We start from the raw sequence: 18270 nt of genomic DNA on the forward strand, positions 1-18270 counted from the left end.
TATGAGTTCGTTGCAAAAGCATTCCCAATCCTGCCCATTGTGTGCGGGAAAGCAAATCGGCTTGCATCGCTGGTTCGACGTGGACGCGTTGAAAGCCGATTGGCAGAAGGGGTTTGGCTTTGAACCGTTCAGTCGGCTTGGCATTGAGGGCGTAGCGCATCAGTTTCGGTGTTTCGACTGTGACCTTAGATTTTTCGATCCGGCGACGACGCTGGCCGGAGACGGTGAGTTTTATAATGAACTTTCGAGCCGTTTTTCCTGGTACTACGAGAAGGACAAATGGGAGTTTGACGTCGCGGCGCAAATTCTCGCCGGCCTAGACGGGATAAAGAGCGTGTTGGAGGTCGGCTGCGGTCAGGGCCATTTCCTCGTTCGAATCAAGAATCGCTACGAGGTGAAGGGCCTGGAATTCAACCCGCAGGCGATTGCCGATTGCAAAGCCATCGGCCTGGACGTTACGAGCGAGGAGATGGCGACGCTGGGTGAAGGCAGTTTCGACGTTGTTTCGGCTTTCGAGGTCCTGGAGCATTTGCCTGCGCCACGTGAATTCATTGAACAGTCTCTGCGGCTTTTAAGGCCGGGTGGCTACCTGTTGTTCGCAGTGCCTGATCCGGAAGGATATTTCACAGAGGCCGAAAAAGTCCTCCTCGATATGCCCCCACACCATGTAATGGGGTTTTCGAAGAAAGCGTTCAAGAAGATGGAAGCCCTCTTCTCTCTCCAGTTGGAGCAGGTCCATCAAGAGCCTCTTCGCTTTGCGCATTATAGATCCTATTTAGGCAATTTCCTTGCTCCTCCGCCTCCGCCGCGGAAGCCGAGTTTTCTCGATCGCGTCCTTTATCGATTGTTTGGCTATCAGAATGAGCGTGATGTCGAATTAAAGAGGCTCGGCGAGAAGATAACGGAAATGCAAATGGCAACGTCCTTTCAGAGTGCCAAAGACAAGCTGGTCGGTCAAACGCATCTTGTCCTGTTTCAAAAGCAATAGGTACTCACGCTGAAATGATCGTGTATGTCCTGATCCCGGTTTTCAATCGTCTCGAACACACAAGGCGTGTCCTTGCTTCTCTGCGTGCTCAAGGCATTGCAGCGAAATTGAGGATCATAGTCGTCAACGACGGTTCGACCGATGGAACCGCAGAATACCTGCAATCGCAGAGGGATGTGACCGAAATTCGAGGGGACGGTAATCTCTGGTGGGGCGGCGCCATGGAGGAAGGACTGAAACATGTGCTTCCCGCCTGCCAACCGGCTGACTACATCCTGTTTCTGAACAACGATACCTGGTTTGACGACAATTTCGTCGAAACCCTGGTGCAAGTGTCTAAAGAAAATGGCGGGGCTGCAGTCGGAAGTGTCATCCATGAAGAGGGGCTGGATCCGCCCCTTGTCAGTATTGGGGCGAAGGTCAACATCAATCGGCTTGCCGTCTGGGATCTGCTTTCGGAATTGAGCGAAACGGAAAAACGGTCGCCTGACAGCCAATATCGCGTCGATGCATTGAGTGGCCGAGGAACGCTTTACCCGGCGCTCCTGTTTCGGAGACATGGCCGCATGCGTCCGCACCTTCTGCCGCATTACATGGCTGACTACGAAATCGCTATGCGCTTCGCGCGTGCCGGAGTGCCGTTGGTTGTCAGCAGCAGAGCAATCGTCTATTCGCCTCCGGTATATGGAAACGACGCGTCCAGCCTTTCATGGCGAAAGCGGTTGTTTGGCAGGCGTTCGGCTCACAACGTGGTTCAGCGTCTTATTTTTTACTCGCTTGTCGGGTCACCGGTGCAACGCATGACTGCGCCGATCCGTATGGCGCATTTCTCGTGCAGCCGCGCGTTTTCGACGTGGAGGTCATTGGCGAAACGAAAGGAAGGAACGATATGAGCGGCGGCCAGCATCAGCAGTGCATCGCGTGCGGATCGAAAATGCAAACCTTTATCGAGCACATCAGCGATGATCGATACGGCTGCCCAGGCGTCTACTCGATAGACCGATGCGTTTCGTGCGGTCACATGTCGACTGCGCCACGGCTGACGGAAGAAGATCTCCCTGCGCTTTACAGCAATTATTATCCCCGTCGGGAGATCGATTTTGATGCGCTGGAAAAAGAGGCTGCGCTCGTCGAAAGACCGCTCGCCGGATTTCGTCGATGGATAGCCGGTACCGACAACCAGGGACATTATGTTGCCAAGCGGGGGCAAAAGGTGCTGGATATCGGCTGCGGCTCGTGTCTCTCTCTTCTGGAGATGCGCACGCTCGGCGTCGAATGCTGGGGGGTCGAGGCTGATCCGAACGTTCGGACGATCGCCGACAAATATGCCTTACGCGTTCATATCGGCAACATCTATGACGTGCCGTTCCCCGATGAGAAGTTCGATCTCATCGTGCTGAACCAAGTCATCGAACATGTGCCTGATCCGCTCGCGATGCTTGCGGCTCTGAAGGATCGTCTCAACATCGGTGGACGCGTCATACTGGCTTTCCCGAACACGGGTTCCTTTCACCGCAAATTGTGGAAGGAGCGGTGGATCAACTGGCACATTCCCTACCACCAGAACCATTTCAATCGAACTTCTTTTGCTCTACTTGCCCGGAAATCCGGTTACGATGTCGGGCGTATCAGGACGATCACCCCCAATCTCTGGTCGGTGCTTCAGCTCAGGACCTCCGGAGAGCAGCGACAGGAAGGAAAGGCGTCCAATACCTGGTCGGAAAGTGGCAATTCTCAGAAGCCACCGAGCTTTATTCAAAAGGTTCGCAACGTTGCTGTTTCGCGCGGTGCACGCCTTGCCGGTGTCATGATGGGCTTTGGAAACCGGGCTCTGGACGCAATGGGGCAGGGCGATAGTCTCTTGGTCGAACTCCGACTTTCCGCGGCAAAGAACTAGGATTTAGCGTCATGCGGATTGCCGTGTTCGATACCTACTATTCCCGATTTCTGAGGACGCACTATCGTCGCAATCGGGATTTGAGGTCGGCTTCCTCCCAGAGGCAGACGGATTCTCTGCTCGAGGCAGCGTTCGGCACGTCCGATTTCTATTCCCGTCACCTGAAGGCCCAGGGTTGCGATGTCCTCGATATCATCGGCAATTGTGTTCCGCTTCAATCGGCCTGGGCGCAAGAGAACAACGAACCATTCAGCCCATGGGCGATGAAACTGCCCCACCGGTTTTTCAGATTGCCCTATATCGGTGCACGGCTGGCGGCGCTTCCTGGCCTGTTGGAGGTTGCGATGGCGCGGGTGCGCGCATTCAAGCCCGATGTGCTTTATTGTCAGGATCTCAGCTTTTTTCCGCCTCACGCATTGATGGAGCTGAAAAAGACCGTGCCACTCATCGTCGGCCAGATCGCCTGTCCGTTGCCGCCGGACGGCTTTCTGCGTCCCTATGATCTCATTCTGACGTCCTTTCCCCATTTCGTGCCCCGTTTCCGCGAGATGGGCATAAGATCTGAATACTTTCGGATCGGCTTCGACACCCGGGTGCTCGATATCCTCGGGAATGTCCCACGCGACGTGCCAGTGAGTTTCGTCGGCGGCATAAGCCGTCATCATGGCAAAGCGATCCCGCTGCTCGAACATCTTGCGGATACCACGCCGATACAGTTTTTCGGCTACGGCGCCAGGACGCTTCCGCGCTCATCTGCAATTCGGAAACGTCATAACGGTGAAGTGTGGGGTCCGGACATGTATCGCGCGCTGGCCCGCAGCCGGATCACGGTCAACCGGCATATCAACGTTGCCGAAAACAATGCCAATAACATGCGGCTTTACGAGGCGACGGGGGTCGGATCGCTGCTTATAACCGACAGGAAAGACAACCTTGGTGAGATTTTCGAGATCGGCAAGGAAGTCGTCGCCTATTCCAGCCCTGAGGAAGCCGCGGAACTCATACGCTATTATATAAAGCACCCCGACGAGGCTGATCTTATCGCGAAGGCCGGTCAGGCTAGGACACTGAAGGACCACACTTACAAGACGAGAATGAACGAGTTGATGCCGATCCTCGAGAGACATTTGGAGGAGCGGGGCTGATGTCATTTATTCATACGACTCTCAACCGCTTTCCGGTGTTGAAGCGCCGGTTGAAGCGATTGCGTGAACAGCTGCTGCCAGCGGCATCGGTGTCCTCGCACTACATCGAGATCGATTCAGCTCGGCGAGACAGCGAAAGCTCGCGCCTTGCCGCATCCTGGAAAGCGAGTGATCTGCCTGCACGCCAAAGAGAGCTCGTCGAGCGCCAGTTGAAGGAATATCGCGGCGGCGCTTCCATTGATGTATTCGATGTTTTTGCCGCTGCGCTGCGTAGGATCGACAATCTCCCGGCTGCCGGTTCATTGCTCGAAATCGGTTGTTCCAGCGGATATTACTCCGAGGTTTTGGAAGTGAATGGCTTGCCGTTGCGGTATAGCGGCTGCGATTATTCCCATGCATTCATCGATATGGCGCGCAGAATCTATCCAGCACTGTCATTCGATGTGGAGGATGCAACGCGGCTCAGCTATCAGAATGATGCGTTTGATGTCGTGGTTTCGGGATGCTGCCTCCTGCATATTCCCGATTATAAAGCGGCGATTGCCGAGAGCGCCCGCGTCGCCAAAGAATACGTCATTTTTCACCGCACTCCGGTCGTCTATGGACAGCCGACCAAGTATTTCCGTAAGCAGGCCTATGGCGTCGAGACCATAGAGATCCATTTTTCCGAGCCGGATCTCTTGGACAGTTTTCGGGTTCATGGCCTGGAAGTGCAGTCAACCTTTACGCTGAACGAGAGCGCGGATCCGCGCGACTACAGCACGGGCAATGCAAACCGCACCTATTTGTGCAGGAAACAATCCCAGCTATGACGAATTATTTCTGTACTCTTTTCGACAGCGGCTATCTCATCAAGGGGATGGCGATGATGGAGAGCCTCGTCCAGTGGTGCCCAGACGCACATGTTTTTGTGCTCTGCATGGATCAGAAGGCGCAGGAGATACTGATCGCCTCCAACAGATCCTACATCACCTGTATCCCACTCGCCGATCTGGAGACGCCGGAGCTCCTGGAGGCTAAGAAATCACGCGGCGTCGCTGAATATTGCTGGACCCTGTCTCCGTGCCTGCCGACCTTCGTGCTGGATCATTATCCAGAGATTAATTTCATCACCTATCTCGACTCCGACCTACTGTTCTATTCGCCGATCCGTCCAATCCTGGAGGAAATCGGCGACAGTTCGATCGCAATCATCGAGCATCGTTTTGCTCCCCGGCTCCAGGACAGGGAAGTGAACGGCCGTTTTTGTGTGGAATGGGTGAGCTTCCGGCGCGACGAAGAGGGGATGCGTTGCCTTGCTCGTTGGCGCGAGCAGTGCATTGAGTGGTGCTACTATCGCCTCGAAGACGGCAAAATGGGCGACCAGAAATATCTGGATGAGTGGCCTATCCTGTATCCGAAGTGCCACATTATCGCGCATCCAGGAGCGGGAATTGCGCCTTGGAACTATGAGAAGCTGCATTTCGCCGAGCAGACTTTAGGCGGGGTGTTGGTCGAAGGCATGCCGTTGATCTTCTATCATTTTCATCAGTTTCAGTTGCTGGCAGGTGGTGGTTTCGACAGGCTCTCTTCATTCTACACTTCGGTCTGCAGGGAGCCCGAAGCTGTCTATGCAGCCTATGAGGCGGCGCTCATGCGGACGCTTTCGGAAATAAGAACGATCTCTCCGGGCTTCTCTGGCGGGCTTCGCGAGGCCGCGGCTGTCGCGAGGCGTAGATGGGCGCAGCGCTACATTCCGTTCGCAGTCAAGCGCGCCCTGCATCGTCTCCTGCGCTATTGAGACAGCGCAGCTTGAGGGACGAAGATCAAGGGCGTCGGTTGGCTTACTGATACTGGCGGTCGATCCATTGGCGGTAGCTACCGCTTGTGACGTTTTTCACCCAGGCTTCGTTGGCGAGATACCATTCGACGGTCTTGCGAATGCCTGTCTCGAAGGTCTCGCTCGGACGCCAGTTCAGTTCCCGCTCGATCTTGGCCGCATCGATGGCGTAACGGCGGTCGTGACCAGGCCGATCCCGTACGAACGAGATCTGCGCTTTATAGCTTGCCCCGTGTGGCAGGGGCCTCAATTCGTCGAGGATCTCGCAGAGCGTATGGACCACCGATAGATTGGTCAGCTCGTTTCTGCCGCCGACATTATAGGTCTCTCCAACCTTACCATTCTCGAGAACGCGCCGGATTGCGCTGCAATGGTCTTTGACGAAGAGCCAGTCGCGGACCTGCATCCCGTCGCCGTAGATTGGAATCTGTTTCCCCGAGAGGGCATTGTGAATGACCAGGGGAATAAGCTTCTCGGGAAAATGATGGGGACCATAGTTGTTCGAGCAGTTCGTCGTCAGAGCAGGCAGGCCATAGGTGTGATGATAGGCGCGAACCAGATGGTCACTCGCTGCCTTGCTTGCGGAATAAGGGCTGTTGGGTTCGTATTTGCGATGTTCGTTGAAGGCCGCCTCCGCCGGGGCAAGCGAACCGTAGACTTCGTCCGTCGACACGTGAAGAAAACGGAAGCCGTTTCGGAAGGCTTCATCCTGTGAGGCAAGAAATCCGCGGATAACCTCCAACAGGCGAAAAGTGCCGACGATATTCGTCTGGATAAATTCTTCAGGCCCGTGGATCGATCGATCGACGTGACTTTCGGCAGCGAAATTCAGGATTGCGCGAGGACGATGGGAGCCGAGCAATTCTTCAATCAGATCATAGTCTGCGATGCTGCCTTTGACGAACAGATGGCGCGGGTCGTGCCAGATGGAGGCGAGATTCTCCAGGTTGCCGGCATACGTCAGCACATCGAGGTTGACGATCGGTTCATCATGAAGCGCAAGCCAATCGAGTACGAAATTCGCACCGATGAAACCGGCTCCCCCCGTCACCAGGATCATATTTTCCCCCTTGGAGTTCTGATAATTTGGAAAACTCTAGTCTCATTGTGCCAGCCCCACGTCAACCGCAGAGATCCGCAATGCTCATTTCGCTTGCTTAGCTCGGTTACATAGGGGTTGCGCTGGTTCGGCCGTTTCCATAAACACATCCCGAAGATTGCATCGAAAGACGACGTAAAAAATGACAAAAACCGCGCTTATCACTGGGGTGACTGGTCAGGATGGTGCCTATTTGGCCGAATTGCTTCTGAGCAAAGGCTATACGGTGCATGGTATCAAGCGCCGGTCATCGTCTTTTAATACTGGCCGCATCGAGCATATCTACCAGGATCCGCACGAGGAACATCCACGCTTTATCCTCCACTATGGCGATATGATTGACTCGACCAACCTGCTGCGGATCGTGCAGCAGACGCAGCCCGACGAAATCTACAATCTTGCCGCACAAAGCCACGTGGGTGTCAGCTTCGAAACGCCGGAATACACCGCGGATGCCGATGGTATCGGGACGTTGAGACTGCTCGAGGCGATCCGTATTCTGGGGCTCGAGGGAAAGACCCGGTTCTACCAGGCATCGACATCGGAACTCTACGGTCTTGTGCAGGAAGTGCCTCAGAACGAGAAGACGCCGTTTTACCCGCGTTCTCCCTATGCCGCAGCCAAGCTCTACGCCTACTGGATCGTCGTGAACTATCGCGAGGCCTATGGCATGCACGCATCCAACGGCATTCTTTTCAATCACGAAAGCCCGCTTCGCGGCGAGACCTTCGTCACACGCAAGATCACGATGGCGGTGGCTGCCATCCATCTGGGTCAGCAGGATAAGCTTTTCCTCGGCAACCTTGACGCCAAGCGCGACTGGGGCCATGCCCGTGAATATGTCGAGGGCATGTGGCGCATGCTGCAGCAGGACAAGCCGGATGACTACGTCTTGGCGACCGGCGAGACGACGAGTGTCCGCCAGTTTGTCGAGTGGGCCTTTGCCGACGTCGGCATTGCTTTGGAATGGAAGGGCTCCGGCGTAGACGAAAAGGGTTATGACGCCGCGTCCGGCGCGTGCCTCGTGGAAGTCGATCCTCGGTATTTCCGCCCGACGGAAGTCGACCTTCTGCTGGGTGATCCGACCAAGGCCCGTCAGAAGCTGGGCTGGCAGCACAAGACTCCTGTTCGCGAACTCGCCGCGGAAATGGTGCGCGAGGATGTCAAGCACGGGAAGGCTCTGAGCAGCCGGAAAGAGATCTGAGTGTACGACTTGTCCGACAAGAAGATCTGGGTTGCCGGTCATCGCGGTATGGTCGGCAGTGCGCTTGTGCGCAGGCTTCAATCCGAAGATTGCAACGTCATCACGGCTACGCGCCGTGAGGTCGATTTGACGCGGCAGGACGAGGTCAAGAAATTTGTTGAAGCAAACCGACCAGACGCGATCATTCTCGCCGCTGCCAAGGTTGGCGGTATCCTTGCCAATGACAGCTATCCCGCTGACTTTATTTATGACAATCTGATTATGGAAGCGAATATCTTCGAAGCTGCCCATCGGGGCGAAGTGGACCGGCTGCTCTTCCTCGGTTCAAGCTGCATTTATCCCAAGCTCGCTCCACAGCCGATTCCCGAAGAGGCTCTGTTGACCGGTGCGTTGGAGCCAACCAACGAATGGTACGCGATCGCCAAGATCGCCGGCATCAAGCTTGCGGAAGCCTATCGTAAGCAATACGGCCGCGACTATATCTCGGCCATGCCGACTAATTTATACGGCCCGGGCGATAATTTCGACCTGAATTCCAGCCATGTGCTGCCGGCACTCATCCGCAAGGCGCACGCTGCGAAACTTCGCAAAGACCCGCATATGGTGGTCTGGGGAACGGGCACCCCGCGCCGCGAGTTTCTGCACGTCGACGACTGCGCCGACGCGCTGGTATTTCTTCTGAAAACATATTCGGGCTCGCAACACGTCAATGTCGGCTCGGGCACAGATCTCGAAATTATCGAGTTGACGCGGTTGGTCTGCCGCGTTGTCGGTTACGAGGGAGAGATTATTCATGATCTTTCCAAGCCCGATGGCACGCCGCGAAAGTTGATGAGCAATCAGAAGCTGCAGGACATGGGCTGGAAGCCGCGCATTTCGCTTGAGGACGGCATCCGGGCCACTTACGCTTGGTTTCTGGAGTTCGAAAATAGATCGGATCCGGCGGCCTGATATCGGCGAGGGCCAACATTTCTTCCCGCGTCGACAGTCGCGAAGGTGTAGCCGGACCGGCACCTGAGCAAATGCCAGCTTTGGAGAAGATTCGCTATACCGTCGGCGGGTTCTATCAGCCGGTTGCCCATGGCGCGCTTTTCAATTCCCAGAGCCGCCCGAACATGGCAATCCACCCGGAAAATCTTCGCCGCCTGGATTCTCGCATGATTTCAATGACTTAGTGAAATCGCCTTTGAATTCATAATATTTTCCCGTCGCGAGCGACCGTGGATGCCACCTTTGTGCCCTGGCTTTGGGCATCACTCAACAGGACTGGTGAGCGGCAATTATTTCCGCTGTCTGACTTCGAGTTAGCCGTCCAGCGGCCAAAACGCGCCCTGATACTTCGCGCCCTTCAGTCGGTCATAAAGGACGTCGTCGCGCTTGCCTGAAGCGGGCGTCGTCTGGGCACGGCCTCGTCCACAGCGCGCCATAAAGCGGACGTCGCTGCGCAGGCGTCAGACGACCGACAAGGGGCCGAAAGCCGTCGGTCGGCTTCCGGGCTCCGATTTTCGAAAGCAGACCTTGAGCCTGGCGGTCGCGTGATGACGCGAGGGGGACGTTCGGTCGCCCTCGGCCGAACGCACGCGCCGACGACCCCCTTCATAAGTCCGAAATCTTGGTTTCAGTCCCATCATTTCAGCTATAAGGTGGGAGACATCGCCCAAAGGGGATTCAAGGCCAATGCCCCCAGAGAAGAAGGACCGTTCGCCTGTTGCGCTGGAACAGCGTGACATAAGCGCCGACCAGCGCATGTTCTCACCTTCCGTTGCGCGAAATTCGGCGCCGATCCTCGGGCTCCTAAAACGTGTCCTTCCAACACGTGGCGCCGTGCTCGAGATTGGATGCGGGACCGGCGAGCACGCCGTGTGTTTTGCGGGAGCAATGCCCAACCTCACCTGGCAGCCGAGCGATCCGGATGCCGACGCCCGCACCAGCACGTCTAGCTGGATCAAATTCGCAGGGCTGAAGAATGTGCTGGCACCGCGGGATATTGATGTGAGCTCAGGACAATGGGGCGTCGAACAAACGGGGCATTTTGACGCCATCGTGTCGATCAATATGATCCATATCGCGCCATGGGGGGCAAGCTTAGGATTGTTCGCAGGAGCTGGCCGTTTGCTTCACGCTGGTGGGCTTCTTCTTCTCTACGGCCCATTCATGCGCGACGGGGCACACAACTCCCCCTCGAACGCTGCTTTCGACGCGGCTCTAAAGGAGCGCAACCCATCCTGGGGTGTGCGTGATATCGCTGATCTTGAACAAGTGGGTGAGGCCGCTGGACTTAATCTCCGCGAGACGATCGAGATGCCTACCAACAATATGTTGCTCGTCTTCTCCAGCGGTAGTGCCTGAACGACAAGCGGGTGCGAAAGAGACGTGGGCCTATAGAAACATTCGGGCCCTTTGCTGCCGTTCGAGGTCGATCCGAGGAACGTGCGGTATGTGCTAGAATGCGGCCGAAGGCGGAACGCGACAGACGCACTGCGAGGGGCGGTGTGATCGAACCGGAATTCGCGCGACCGAGTGCCAACGTTGTGCTCTTGGAAGGGGAGACGAGGACTATGCCGACACCAGAGCAACCCAGTCTAATAGTTCGACAGAAATCCCCACAGAACATCGAGTTTCCGTTTGCGTCACTCTCCGATTGGCTGATCCCAACCGAGCTGTTCTTCGTGCGAAACCATTTCCCGTCGCCGGATCTGGATGCGCGAGACTGGAGATTGCGGGTTGGCGGGGCGGTGGAGCGGCCGATCGAACTTGACCTCGACAGCATCAAGGCGATGCGGAGCACGACTTTCACTGCCGTCGTAGAGTGCGCAGGGAACGGGCGCGTCTACTATGTGCCGCCGAAGGACGGGTTGCAGTGGCAGAACGGAGCCGTCGGCAATGCCGCGTGGACAGGTGTTTTTCTGCGCGACATTTTAGAAATGGCGGGCGTTAAGCGAACCGCACGTGAGGTTCTGCTCGTAGGCGCAGACAGCGGCGTCGTCGACACGAACAGGAAAACGGCTTCTCCCGGCCCCATCGCTTTTGCGCGCAGTTTACCGCTTGAGAAGGCCATCGCTCACAGCACGATCCTTGCCTATTCGATGAACGAGGAGCCGTTGACGCGCGATCACGGCTACCCGCTACGCGCGGTCGTGGGTGGCTGGTTCGGCATGGCTTGGGTCAAGTGGATCACGCATATCACGGTTGTGGAACAACCGTTCCTTGGCTACTGGCAGGCGCGCGACTATTTCCGTTGGGAGCGCAGCCTCGGGGAACCCAGGCTGGTCCCCCTCGCGAAGATGGAGGTCAAAGCGCAGATCGCGCGTCCCGTGCAGGGGGCGCGTCTCATCGCCGGCCAACCGTACCGGATTTTCGGAGCCGCCTGGAGCGGAGAGGCTGTTATCCGGCAGGTGCAGGTCTGCACCGGAGATGGCAGGGGCTGGCGCGAGGGAAGGCTCCTCGAGACAGAACGTCCCTTTGCATGGCGCTTGTGGGAGTACATGTGGACCCCTAAAGAAGTGGGGCGATATAAACTGCGATGTCGCGCGATCGATGGAGCGGGGTGCGTGCAGCCCGACCTCCAGCGTTCCGACTGCGAGAGCTACGCGGCCAATTGGATCGTTCCGGTGGAGGTTACGGTCGTTCCCGAGCCACAGACGTACGAGGAGGAATTCGTGATCTAATCACCCGCATGGGGCAGAATGGCGGCTTGGCGCAACTGCGACCCGCGTTGTCACTGCGTCACGTCCGTTTTGCAGCAACGGCGGCCGGTGGCTCGATGACCACTATGCGGGCGCAAAGCTGACGCCGCATACTCAAGCTGCTATGCCCCTTTGGACCAACTGTGGGGCCTCGGTCCTGAACCCTTCCAGCCAGATTTGGGCGATTCGCTTCTTCCTTGATAGGGAGGGACGCATGAGAGATCGTGCGTTGTTTGATCTTGCAATCGACAGCAAGCTGCGTGGTTGCGATCTCGTGAAAATGAAAGTCGGGAGTCTCGTGACAGGAACGGAAATTCGAACTCGAGCCCTGGTCGTCCAGCAAAAGTCCGGCCGTCCGGTTCAGTTCGAAATCACGGCGGAGGTGAGGGCAAGTTTGCTTGCATGGCTTGAACGGCGAGGTGGAACAGTTGACGATTACGCCTTTCCCAGTCGAGTCGACCACACCGATCATCTGAGTACTCGCCAGTATGCCCAATTGGTCGATGAATGGGTGACCGCAATTGGCCTACGAAGCGAAGACTACGGCACGCACTCGCTTCGGCGCACGAAGGCCGCAATGATCTACAAGGCGACAGGCAATCTTCGCGCGATCCAAATCCTGTTGGGGCACACCAAGATCGAAAATACGGTCAAGTACCTTGGTGTGGACATCGAGGATGCACTGGAACTAGCTGAGCACACTGAAATCTGAGCGCGTGCGGCCCCGCGCGCAGTGGGGCTGCGCGTGTCAACGAAACTTTCTCAATTCCAAAGATCGCGATCGAGCGGCTATGCGCCCTCAAGACGGCCGTTAGGATGCCCGGTTTGTCATTCTTAAAGCTGCCGGCTATGAAACCGACAACGCCGCCAGTGAGCCGTACGGCAGCTAACGTCTTTCTCGCAATAATCAGTTGCTTCCCTCCCGATCACAAGCCTGCCGGGCTTCAGGTGAGTTTAGCGAGGATATCGTCGACGACACTTGGGACGGTATTCGCCGTGTCGATATTTATGCCGGCAAGAAGATACTCCCGGGTACGATGGTAGCGAAGTACCAGGGCCCGCTCGGCCGGCTCGAAGCCCGGCTCATTCGGCCGCCCATCTAGTCGTCGGTTCAACGTCTCAACGTCGATGTCGAGCACGAAAACCTTATCGAACAGGTCCAGGAATTTGTGGAAATTGCGCGAACCGTGGCAGGATGGGTGGTGTCGGCAGCAATAGCTCGGACCTTGTCGACAGGCCAGATCCAGTGCGCATATCCCCAAGCGATACGGTCTGCGCCTTCGGGTGGTCCTGCGAGCGCCTGGCCTGTCTCGGGGTCGCCGACATAGGCCAAAACGCGGTCACCATGGACGACATGGTAGCCCCGCCGCTCCAGTTCGGCAGCGACAGACGTCTTTCCAGTGCCCGAGCCGCCTTCGATTAGATAGTTCTTGATGCCCATGGGCCCTTTTTATCACGGCCGTCAATCCGGTGAGAAGACACTCTACCTGGGTGTGCTCAGCCAACGAGCTCACCTGATCAAGGTTAGCATTCGGTACATTTCGATTAAGGGTGAATGTCTGGCGGGAACACCCTCAACCCGGCCGTTGATCTCCGCTTCACCGCCGCCTAAGGGCAGTCATTGCCGACACAGACTTGATCCGACGCCAGTGGCCGGGCGTCATGTTTTCCCACTCGCGGAAAGCTCGATAGAACGAGTTGGCGTCCTGGTATCCCAGCAGGTAGGCTACCTCTTCCACGTCAATCGTGAGATCGGAGAGAAGCTGGCGGCCGAGTTCCTGTCTGGCTTCGGTCAGGAGAGCACGGAAAGTCTGGCCTTCCGCCGCAATCCGCCGCTGCAAGGTGCGTTCGCTCAGGCCCAGATCGCGCGCCACGGCAGCGAGATCATGGCGACCACTGGCCATTGTGCGCTTCAAGGTGCCCTTTACCTGCTCACCGATCGTGGCCTGCACCTCGATCTCGCGCACGGCCTCTGCCAGCGCGGGGGTGAGCATCTGGATCAGTTCGGGGTTGTGTCCGGGGAATGGCAGGTCGAGGTCCGGTGCATTCAGCACCATGCGATCACGCTCTGCCCCGAAATGGATCGGGCAATCGAAGAAAATTGCGTGCCTGTCCGTTCCCGGATTTGGTCGCCGCAGCTCCAGCGAGATTGGCCGCAGATGACGGCCAGTACCGCGTCGCCCGAGTTCCAGCAAAAGGGCAAAGCTTGCGTCCACCGACAGGGGAGGCTCAGGTTCGGTGACGGTAGGCCACTCGATGGTCACCGACACCTTGCCGTCGCGCTCTTCGCAACAAAGACGGTCAGGGCTGCAAAGACGATTGAAGCGGTCCAGCCGCGCCATACCGTCTCGAAAGTCGGCAGCGTAGGACGCCACCAGAATTGCGAGCTTGTGATTGGCGGTGCTGGTCTCGCACACCATCCTTATGCTGAAGGCGGGGTCACCGACAGCGCCTCTATGGCGTTCCAGATGGCGAAAAGTTGTGTGGTGCTGATGACGCGGAATTGTCGAGATGCAGCGTCGCAGGAAGCCTGGCCTGTCGCAGCACCGCCGAAGGCCGCAGTCCCAGTTGTTCAAGTGACTGCCAGAATGGCCTCGGCAATTTGCATCGGTCGGAAAGGACTTTGGCCATAGTTATCTATTTACTCCATTTGGAGATTGCAGGCGGTCGAAATAGCCCGCAGACGCGTTTTGTTTTGCAGAAGGCGAGTGTGCCATCACCCAGACCGCACATCGGCAGTCACGCTTTCGATTAATATTTTCGGTCTGGCGCGCGGAGTTCAGGTGAAGGCGGCGGTTAACGTACGACCTAGCCTATACCGTAGTATTTTTGGCGCGTTGTGCAAGTCTTGTGGCGTAGCTTGCTAATGCGTGCGCGGTGTCCTGTTCTTATCTTCTCCTCCGATGGCGCTGGCGCTGAGCGTCAGATCCGGCGGCAACCATCTCTGGAGCCGACAGTCCCACAACATCCCCTGCAGGACGCACGGATCCAGATAACAACAACCATCAATCAGGAGATCGAGCATGGCGCTCACATTCTACACCAACCCGAACTCACGCGGGCGCATCGTGCGCTGGATCCTGGAGGAGGTAGGCCAACCCTACGACACGGTGGTCCTCGACTACGAAAAGACCAGCGCAATTGACGAATGGGGCGGCGCGGCGCTCGAACGGCCAGCATCGAGCAATCCCAGCGAGGAACTGGTTCGCTTCTTCACCGCGATCAATCCCATGGGCAAGGTGCCGGCGCTTGTGCATAATGGCCGCGCCGTGACAGAGAGCGGCGCAATCATTACGTACCTCGCCGAGACGTTCCCCGAGGCCGGGCTTTCGCCTACCGCAAACGAGCGTGCCGAATATTATCGCTGGATGTTCTTCGCCGCGGGGCCTGTGGAACAGGCCGTCACGAACCACAGGGCTGGATTTGTGCCCGCTCCCGAGCAGGAGTTCTTCTTCGGCTATGGCAGCTACACGCGCACTTTGGACCAGTTGGAAAAAGCGGTGCAGGCGCATCCCTTCATCGCGGGCGATCGGTTCACGGCTGCGGACATCTATATCGGCTCGCATATCGGCTGGGGTCTTGGCCTTCAGACACTGCCCCCGCGCAAGGCGTTTCTGGACTATATCGGCAAACTGGTAGAGCGGGATGCCTTCAAGCGGGGCGTGGCCAAGGACGAAGAATTGATAGCGCAAGCCGCAGCAGCCCGTGCCGCATAGGCACTTGCCTTCATGGCCGGGTTCGGAGAATACAGTCTCGCGCAAAGCTGCGCCCGGTGGGCGGGCTAAACCCCTCCGGCAAACCGTACTGCAGGTATGACGCTGCCCAATGGCCGGTTTACTCCGGCCGTTACCACGCGCAGGTTTGAAGCTGGTCACGCGAGCGGCGACCCGGAGCGGAGGATACCGTCAGCCTTTCCCATGTGAATGTCCGCTTTCCCACAAGTTTACCTGACTGCGGAATGTCAACTTCCGGCCCAAATCAGCCACCGCAAGCAGGCCAACCATTTGGCCTGCCGAGCAATTCAGTTTCAGAGAGAATTCGGAATAACTGGGTCGTCGATTCCAATCCCTTCAAGAGCAGCAGGAGCTTTCAATGTTATTGATCGCCCCTCCTGCTACGCCCCATCAAGTCAGAATGCGAACGACCGTTTTTCCCGCGCGCCGCTCGGTAGCGTTGAACGTGGTGACAGCGTCGGCGAGAGTTGTGACCTTGCCGATATTTGTCCGCAGTCTTCCGTCGCGGACCCGCTGAACGATCTCGGATAGTTGGTCGCGATCGGCCTCGACTACGAAGTCGACCGTCAAGCCGTGGGAAGGCCGGACTTCCGTCGGCCCGACAGCCGTCACAAGCGTTCCGCCTGCCCGGATGAGCGCCGCTGACTGCTTCTGGATGTCGCCGCCGATGACGTCGAAGACCAAATCGACGCCACCGATGTCTTCCAGCGTGTCGTTGGCAAGATCAAGGAATTCATTTGCGCCATAGTCGAGAACCTTCTGCCGGTCGGCTGTGCGCCCGGTACCGATGACATAGGCACCGGCTTCCCTTGCAAGCTGTGTTACGATCGAACCGACCGCGCCGGCCGCACCGTGCGCCAGCACAGTTTGCCCCGCCTGAAGCCGACCATGCTGGAACAGACCCTGCCATGCCGTCAGCCCGGAGATTGGCAGACTTGCACCAACAGTGAAATCGACATCGCCCGGCAGCGGCGCCAGATTGCGAGCCTCCAGGGCGACATACTCGGCGAGCGTGCCATCGCGATACCAGTCCGCCAGGCCGAACACCCGCTGGCCGACTGAAAGCCCCGTGGTGCCGTAACCCAACGCCGTGACCACGCCAGCCAACTCGTGGCCGAGGATTGATGGCGTCCGATCATGTGAGGTACGATCGGTCCAAGTGGAAGGCCATTCGAGTTCGGTATTGACGAACCCCGCTGCATGAACCTTGACGACGACGTCGTTGATGGCGGCCTTCGGCTCGGCTCGATCCACCAGTTTCATTCCGGCGAGACCTGCCTCCGGGTCTGTTACTACAATCGCTTTCATTGGAGTTGTTTCCTCTAATCTCTGTTGGTTGTGACGGTAAATTAGATGCCTGCGAGCTCATCTCGAGCGATCACGCCAAGCAGTTTCGGCTCGTCGGCAGCGTTGATGGATTCGATGTCGACGCGCGAAGCCGGGATGTTTTGCCATCACTTGCCCGATGGCGGAGGACGCTTCATCGCCAAGAGGTCTTTTACATCTTGCAGATCGCTTGCCTTTAAAATCGGAAGCGTCAGCCATTTCCCGTCGATATAGGTTTTGGCTTCATCGTAGAGCTTGACTAGCTGCGGACGCCAGGCATAACGCCGTTCCTCGAACTTCTCCCGTTCCACCCGGCCCATCACCACGACGGCCGAAAGCCGCTTGAACTCCGGGACCAAGGTGGTGAACGCCTTGGTTTTCTTATAGCGCAGGGACCAACCTCGGTTCTTGCCGCCGTAAAGCCATTCCGGTGCGAAAACGCCCGGGTAAAATTCATCGATCCAGGTCCGCAACTCGGACCAATAGGCAAACCCCTCAGGTCCGATCCATTCGCGGAGGGCGGTATCATCCGGTGGCGCTGCCCTTTCGGTGATCCTATCACCGATTTGCGGCAGGGTATTTGCTGTTTGAGTCATCTGAAGGCCTCCTATTGTTTGCGGCGGGGCGGAAAGGGTTGAGGTGTCGGGGCTGCTTGGGTGCCAGCCCAAAACGACATTTGGCTATCGTCCGCTGACATCCGCCAGCACCATGGGGACGCCGTGAATGTCTCTAAGTCCCGGTACGACCGTCAGGTCGAGGGCGGCGAGGATCTTCTGCCTCGCCACGGGTGCGTCGTCCCAGTCGAGGAACGCTGTGCCTTGCAGAGGAAAAAATTGATGCGTTTTCAGTCCGATCGAACTCAGTGACAGCGACAGATAGGGTGTGAGAAAATCAGGTTGGTTCGCTCTCCCTCCGGTGAAAAAGCCGCCCGAAGCGACGCCGATAAAAACCGGACGGTCTCGAAGCATTCCCATCTTTCCGGCGGGCGTCGATTTCATCGTGCGACCGACGCGCAGAATCTGGTCAATCCAGGCCTTGAGAACCGAGGGGACCGTCAAGTTGTGCATCGGCGTTCCGATAACGATTATGTCCGCTGCTTCGACCTCCCCGATGAGGATTTCGGAAAGGTCAAGAGAGCCCGACGGCGGCGCGGCCGAGGTCGCCGGCGACGCCAACGCAGCGGCGTATAGCGGCGTGGTCTGGGGCAAGGGGTCTGCCCCAATGTCGCGCCGTGTGATGCTCGCGGCGGACACGACCTCAAGAAGCTTTTCGACGATCGCCGCCGAAAGCGCGCGACTATGCGATTCCAGACGCGGGCTGGTATCAATATGGAGAATGTTCATTTGGTCGATCCCAACAGCTTCAAAAGGTT

At 57.3% G+C, this 18270-nt stretch carries 17 protein-coding genes and 1 pseudogene; 12 read left to right on the plus strand and 6 right to left on the minus strand.

Going from position 1 to position 18270, the window contains the following annotated elements; all coding sequences use genetic code 11:
• Position 1: 1 nt before the first annotated feature.
• Genes J3O30_RS04240 through J3O30_RS04265 form a run of 6 tightly spaced genes read left to right on the plus strand, consistent with a single transcriptional unit; the run spans position 2 to position 5810 of the window.
• Entirely contained in the window at positions 2 to 988 is a 987-nt protein-coding gene (locus J3O30_RS04240) for a class I SAM-dependent methyltransferase (protein WP_207583031.1), read from the plus strand.
• Between the two features lie 14 nt (positions 989 to 1002).
• Positions 1003 to 1881 carry a glycosyltransferase family 2 protein gene (locus J3O30_RS04245; protein ID WP_207583032.1) on the plus strand — a complete coding sequence of 293 codons (879 nt, stop codon included), beginning with the start codon at positions 1003 to 1005 and terminating at the stop codon, positions 1879 to 1881.
• Complete coding sequence (locus J3O30_RS04250; RefSeq protein WP_207583033.1) at positions 1878 to 2885, plus strand: class I SAM-dependent methyltransferase; 1008 nt, start codon at positions 1878 to 1880, stop codon at positions 2883 to 2885. The genes J3O30_RS04245 and J3O30_RS04250 overlap by 4 nt, the downstream gene beginning before the upstream one ends.
• Before the next feature lie 11 nt (positions 2886 to 2896).
• The gene (locus tag J3O30_RS04255) at positions 2897 to 4030 is read left to right on the plus strand and encodes a glycosyltransferase (protein ID WP_207583034.1); all 1134 of its coding nucleotides are present in this window, start codon (positions 2897 to 2899) and stop codon (positions 4028 to 4030) included.
• On the plus strand, positions 4030 to 4842 hold the full coding sequence (locus tag J3O30_RS04260) for a class I SAM-dependent methyltransferase (RefSeq protein ID WP_207583035.1): 813 nt from the start codon (positions 4030 to 4032) through the stop codon (positions 4840 to 4842). The genes J3O30_RS04255 and J3O30_RS04260 overlap by 1 nt, the downstream gene beginning before the upstream one ends.
• Positions 4839 to 5810, plus strand: a complete 972-nt coding sequence (locus J3O30_RS04265; RefSeq protein ID WP_207583036.1) for a hypothetical protein — start codon at positions 4839 to 4841, stop codon at positions 5808 to 5810. Before J3O30_RS04260 ends, J3O30_RS04265 begins: the two co-directional genes overlap by 4 nt.
• Positions 5811 to 5853: 43 nt before the next feature.
• Here J3O30_RS04265 and rfbB read toward each other — a convergent pair whose 3' ends face one another.
• The gene (rfbB, locus tag J3O30_RS04270; RefSeq protein WP_207583037.1) at positions 5854 to 6909 is read right to left on the minus strand and encodes a dTDP-glucose 4,6-dehydratase; all 1056 of its coding nucleotides are present in this window, start codon (positions 6907 to 6909) and stop codon (positions 5854 to 5856) included.
• 181 nt (positions 6910 to 7090) lie between these two features.
• Between rfbB and gmd the strand changes: the two genes are divergently transcribed.
• The 5 genes from gmd (at position 7091) to J3O30_RS04295 (ending at position 12550) form a co-directional block, all read left to right on the plus strand.
• Entirely contained in the window at positions 7091 to 8152 is a 1062-nt protein-coding gene (gmd, locus tag J3O30_RS04275) for a GDP-mannose 4,6-dehydratase (RefSeq protein WP_207583038.1), read from the plus strand.
• Complete coding sequence (locus J3O30_RS04280; RefSeq protein ID WP_281438252.1) at positions 8153 to 9103, plus strand: GDP-L-fucose synthase; 951 nt, start codon at positions 8153 to 8155, stop codon at positions 9101 to 9103. It abuts the gene before it with no gap.
• Positions 9104 to 9829: 726 nt separating this feature from the next.
• The gene (locus J3O30_RS04285) at positions 9830 to 10501 is read left to right on the plus strand and encodes a DUF938 domain-containing protein (protein WP_207583040.1); all 672 of its coding nucleotides are present in this window, start codon (positions 9830 to 9832) and stop codon (positions 10499 to 10501) included.
• Positions 10502 to 10710: 209 nt separating this feature from the next.
• Complete coding sequence (locus J3O30_RS04290; RefSeq protein ID WP_259673770.1) at positions 10711 to 11820, plus strand: sulfite oxidase; 1110 nt, start codon at positions 10711 to 10713, stop codon at positions 11818 to 11820.
• Between the two features lie 142 nt (positions 11821 to 11962).
• Positions 11963 to 12550, plus strand: coding sequence for a tyrosine-type recombinase/integrase (locus J3O30_RS04295; RefSeq protein WP_207583042.1), 588 nt, complete (start codon positions 11963 to 11965; stop codon positions 12548 to 12550).
• Between the two features lie 232 nt (positions 12551 to 12782).
• Here J3O30_RS04295 and J3O30_RS04300 read toward each other — a convergent pair.
• Both J3O30_RS04300 and J3O30_RS04305 read right to left on the minus strand, forming a co-directional pair.
• A pseudogene (locus J3O30_RS04300) lies at positions 12783 to 13279 on the minus strand (nucleoside kinase).
• A 157-nt stretch (positions 13280 to 13436) separates the two neighbouring features.
• A complete protein-coding gene (locus J3O30_RS04305; RefSeq protein WP_311043785.1) occupies positions 13437 to 14255 on the minus strand; it encodes a helix-turn-helix domain-containing protein in 819 nt (272 codons plus the stop codon).
• 606 nt (positions 14256 to 14861) lie between these two features.
• On the opposite strand from J3O30_RS04305, the gene J3O30_RS04310 reads away from it, so the two are divergent.
• Positions 14862 to 15554, plus strand: coding sequence for a glutathione S-transferase family protein (locus tag J3O30_RS04310; RefSeq protein ID WP_207583043.1), 693 nt, complete (start codon positions 14862 to 14864; stop codon positions 15552 to 15554).
• 408 nt (positions 15555 to 15962) lie between these two features.
• Here J3O30_RS04310 and J3O30_RS04315 read toward each other — a convergent pair whose 3' ends face one another.
• From J3O30_RS04315 to J3O30_RS04325, 3 genes are all read right to left on the minus strand, one after another.
• Positions 15963 to 16880: an NADP-dependent oxidoreductase gene (locus tag J3O30_RS04315; protein WP_207583044.1), complete on the minus strand. Its 918-nt coding sequence runs from the start codon at positions 16878 to 16880 to the stop codon at positions 15963 to 15965.
• A gap of 146 nt (positions 16881 to 17026) precedes the next feature.
• Entirely contained in the window at positions 17027 to 17494 is a 468-nt protein-coding gene (locus J3O30_RS04320; protein WP_207583045.1) for a DUF3788 domain-containing protein, read from the minus strand.
• Positions 17495 to 17578: 84 nt separating this feature from the next.
• Positions 17579 to 18241, minus strand: a complete 663-nt coding sequence (locus J3O30_RS04325) for an NAD(P)H-dependent oxidoreductase (protein WP_207583046.1) — start codon at positions 18239 to 18241, stop codon at positions 17579 to 17581.
• Between the last annotated feature and the right edge of the window lie 29 nt (positions 18242 to 18270).

It is taken from the genome of Rhizobium sp. NZLR1, from assembly GCF_017357385.1.
GTDB lineage: Bacteria > Pseudomonadota > Alphaproteobacteria > Rhizobiales > Rhizobiaceae > Rhizobium.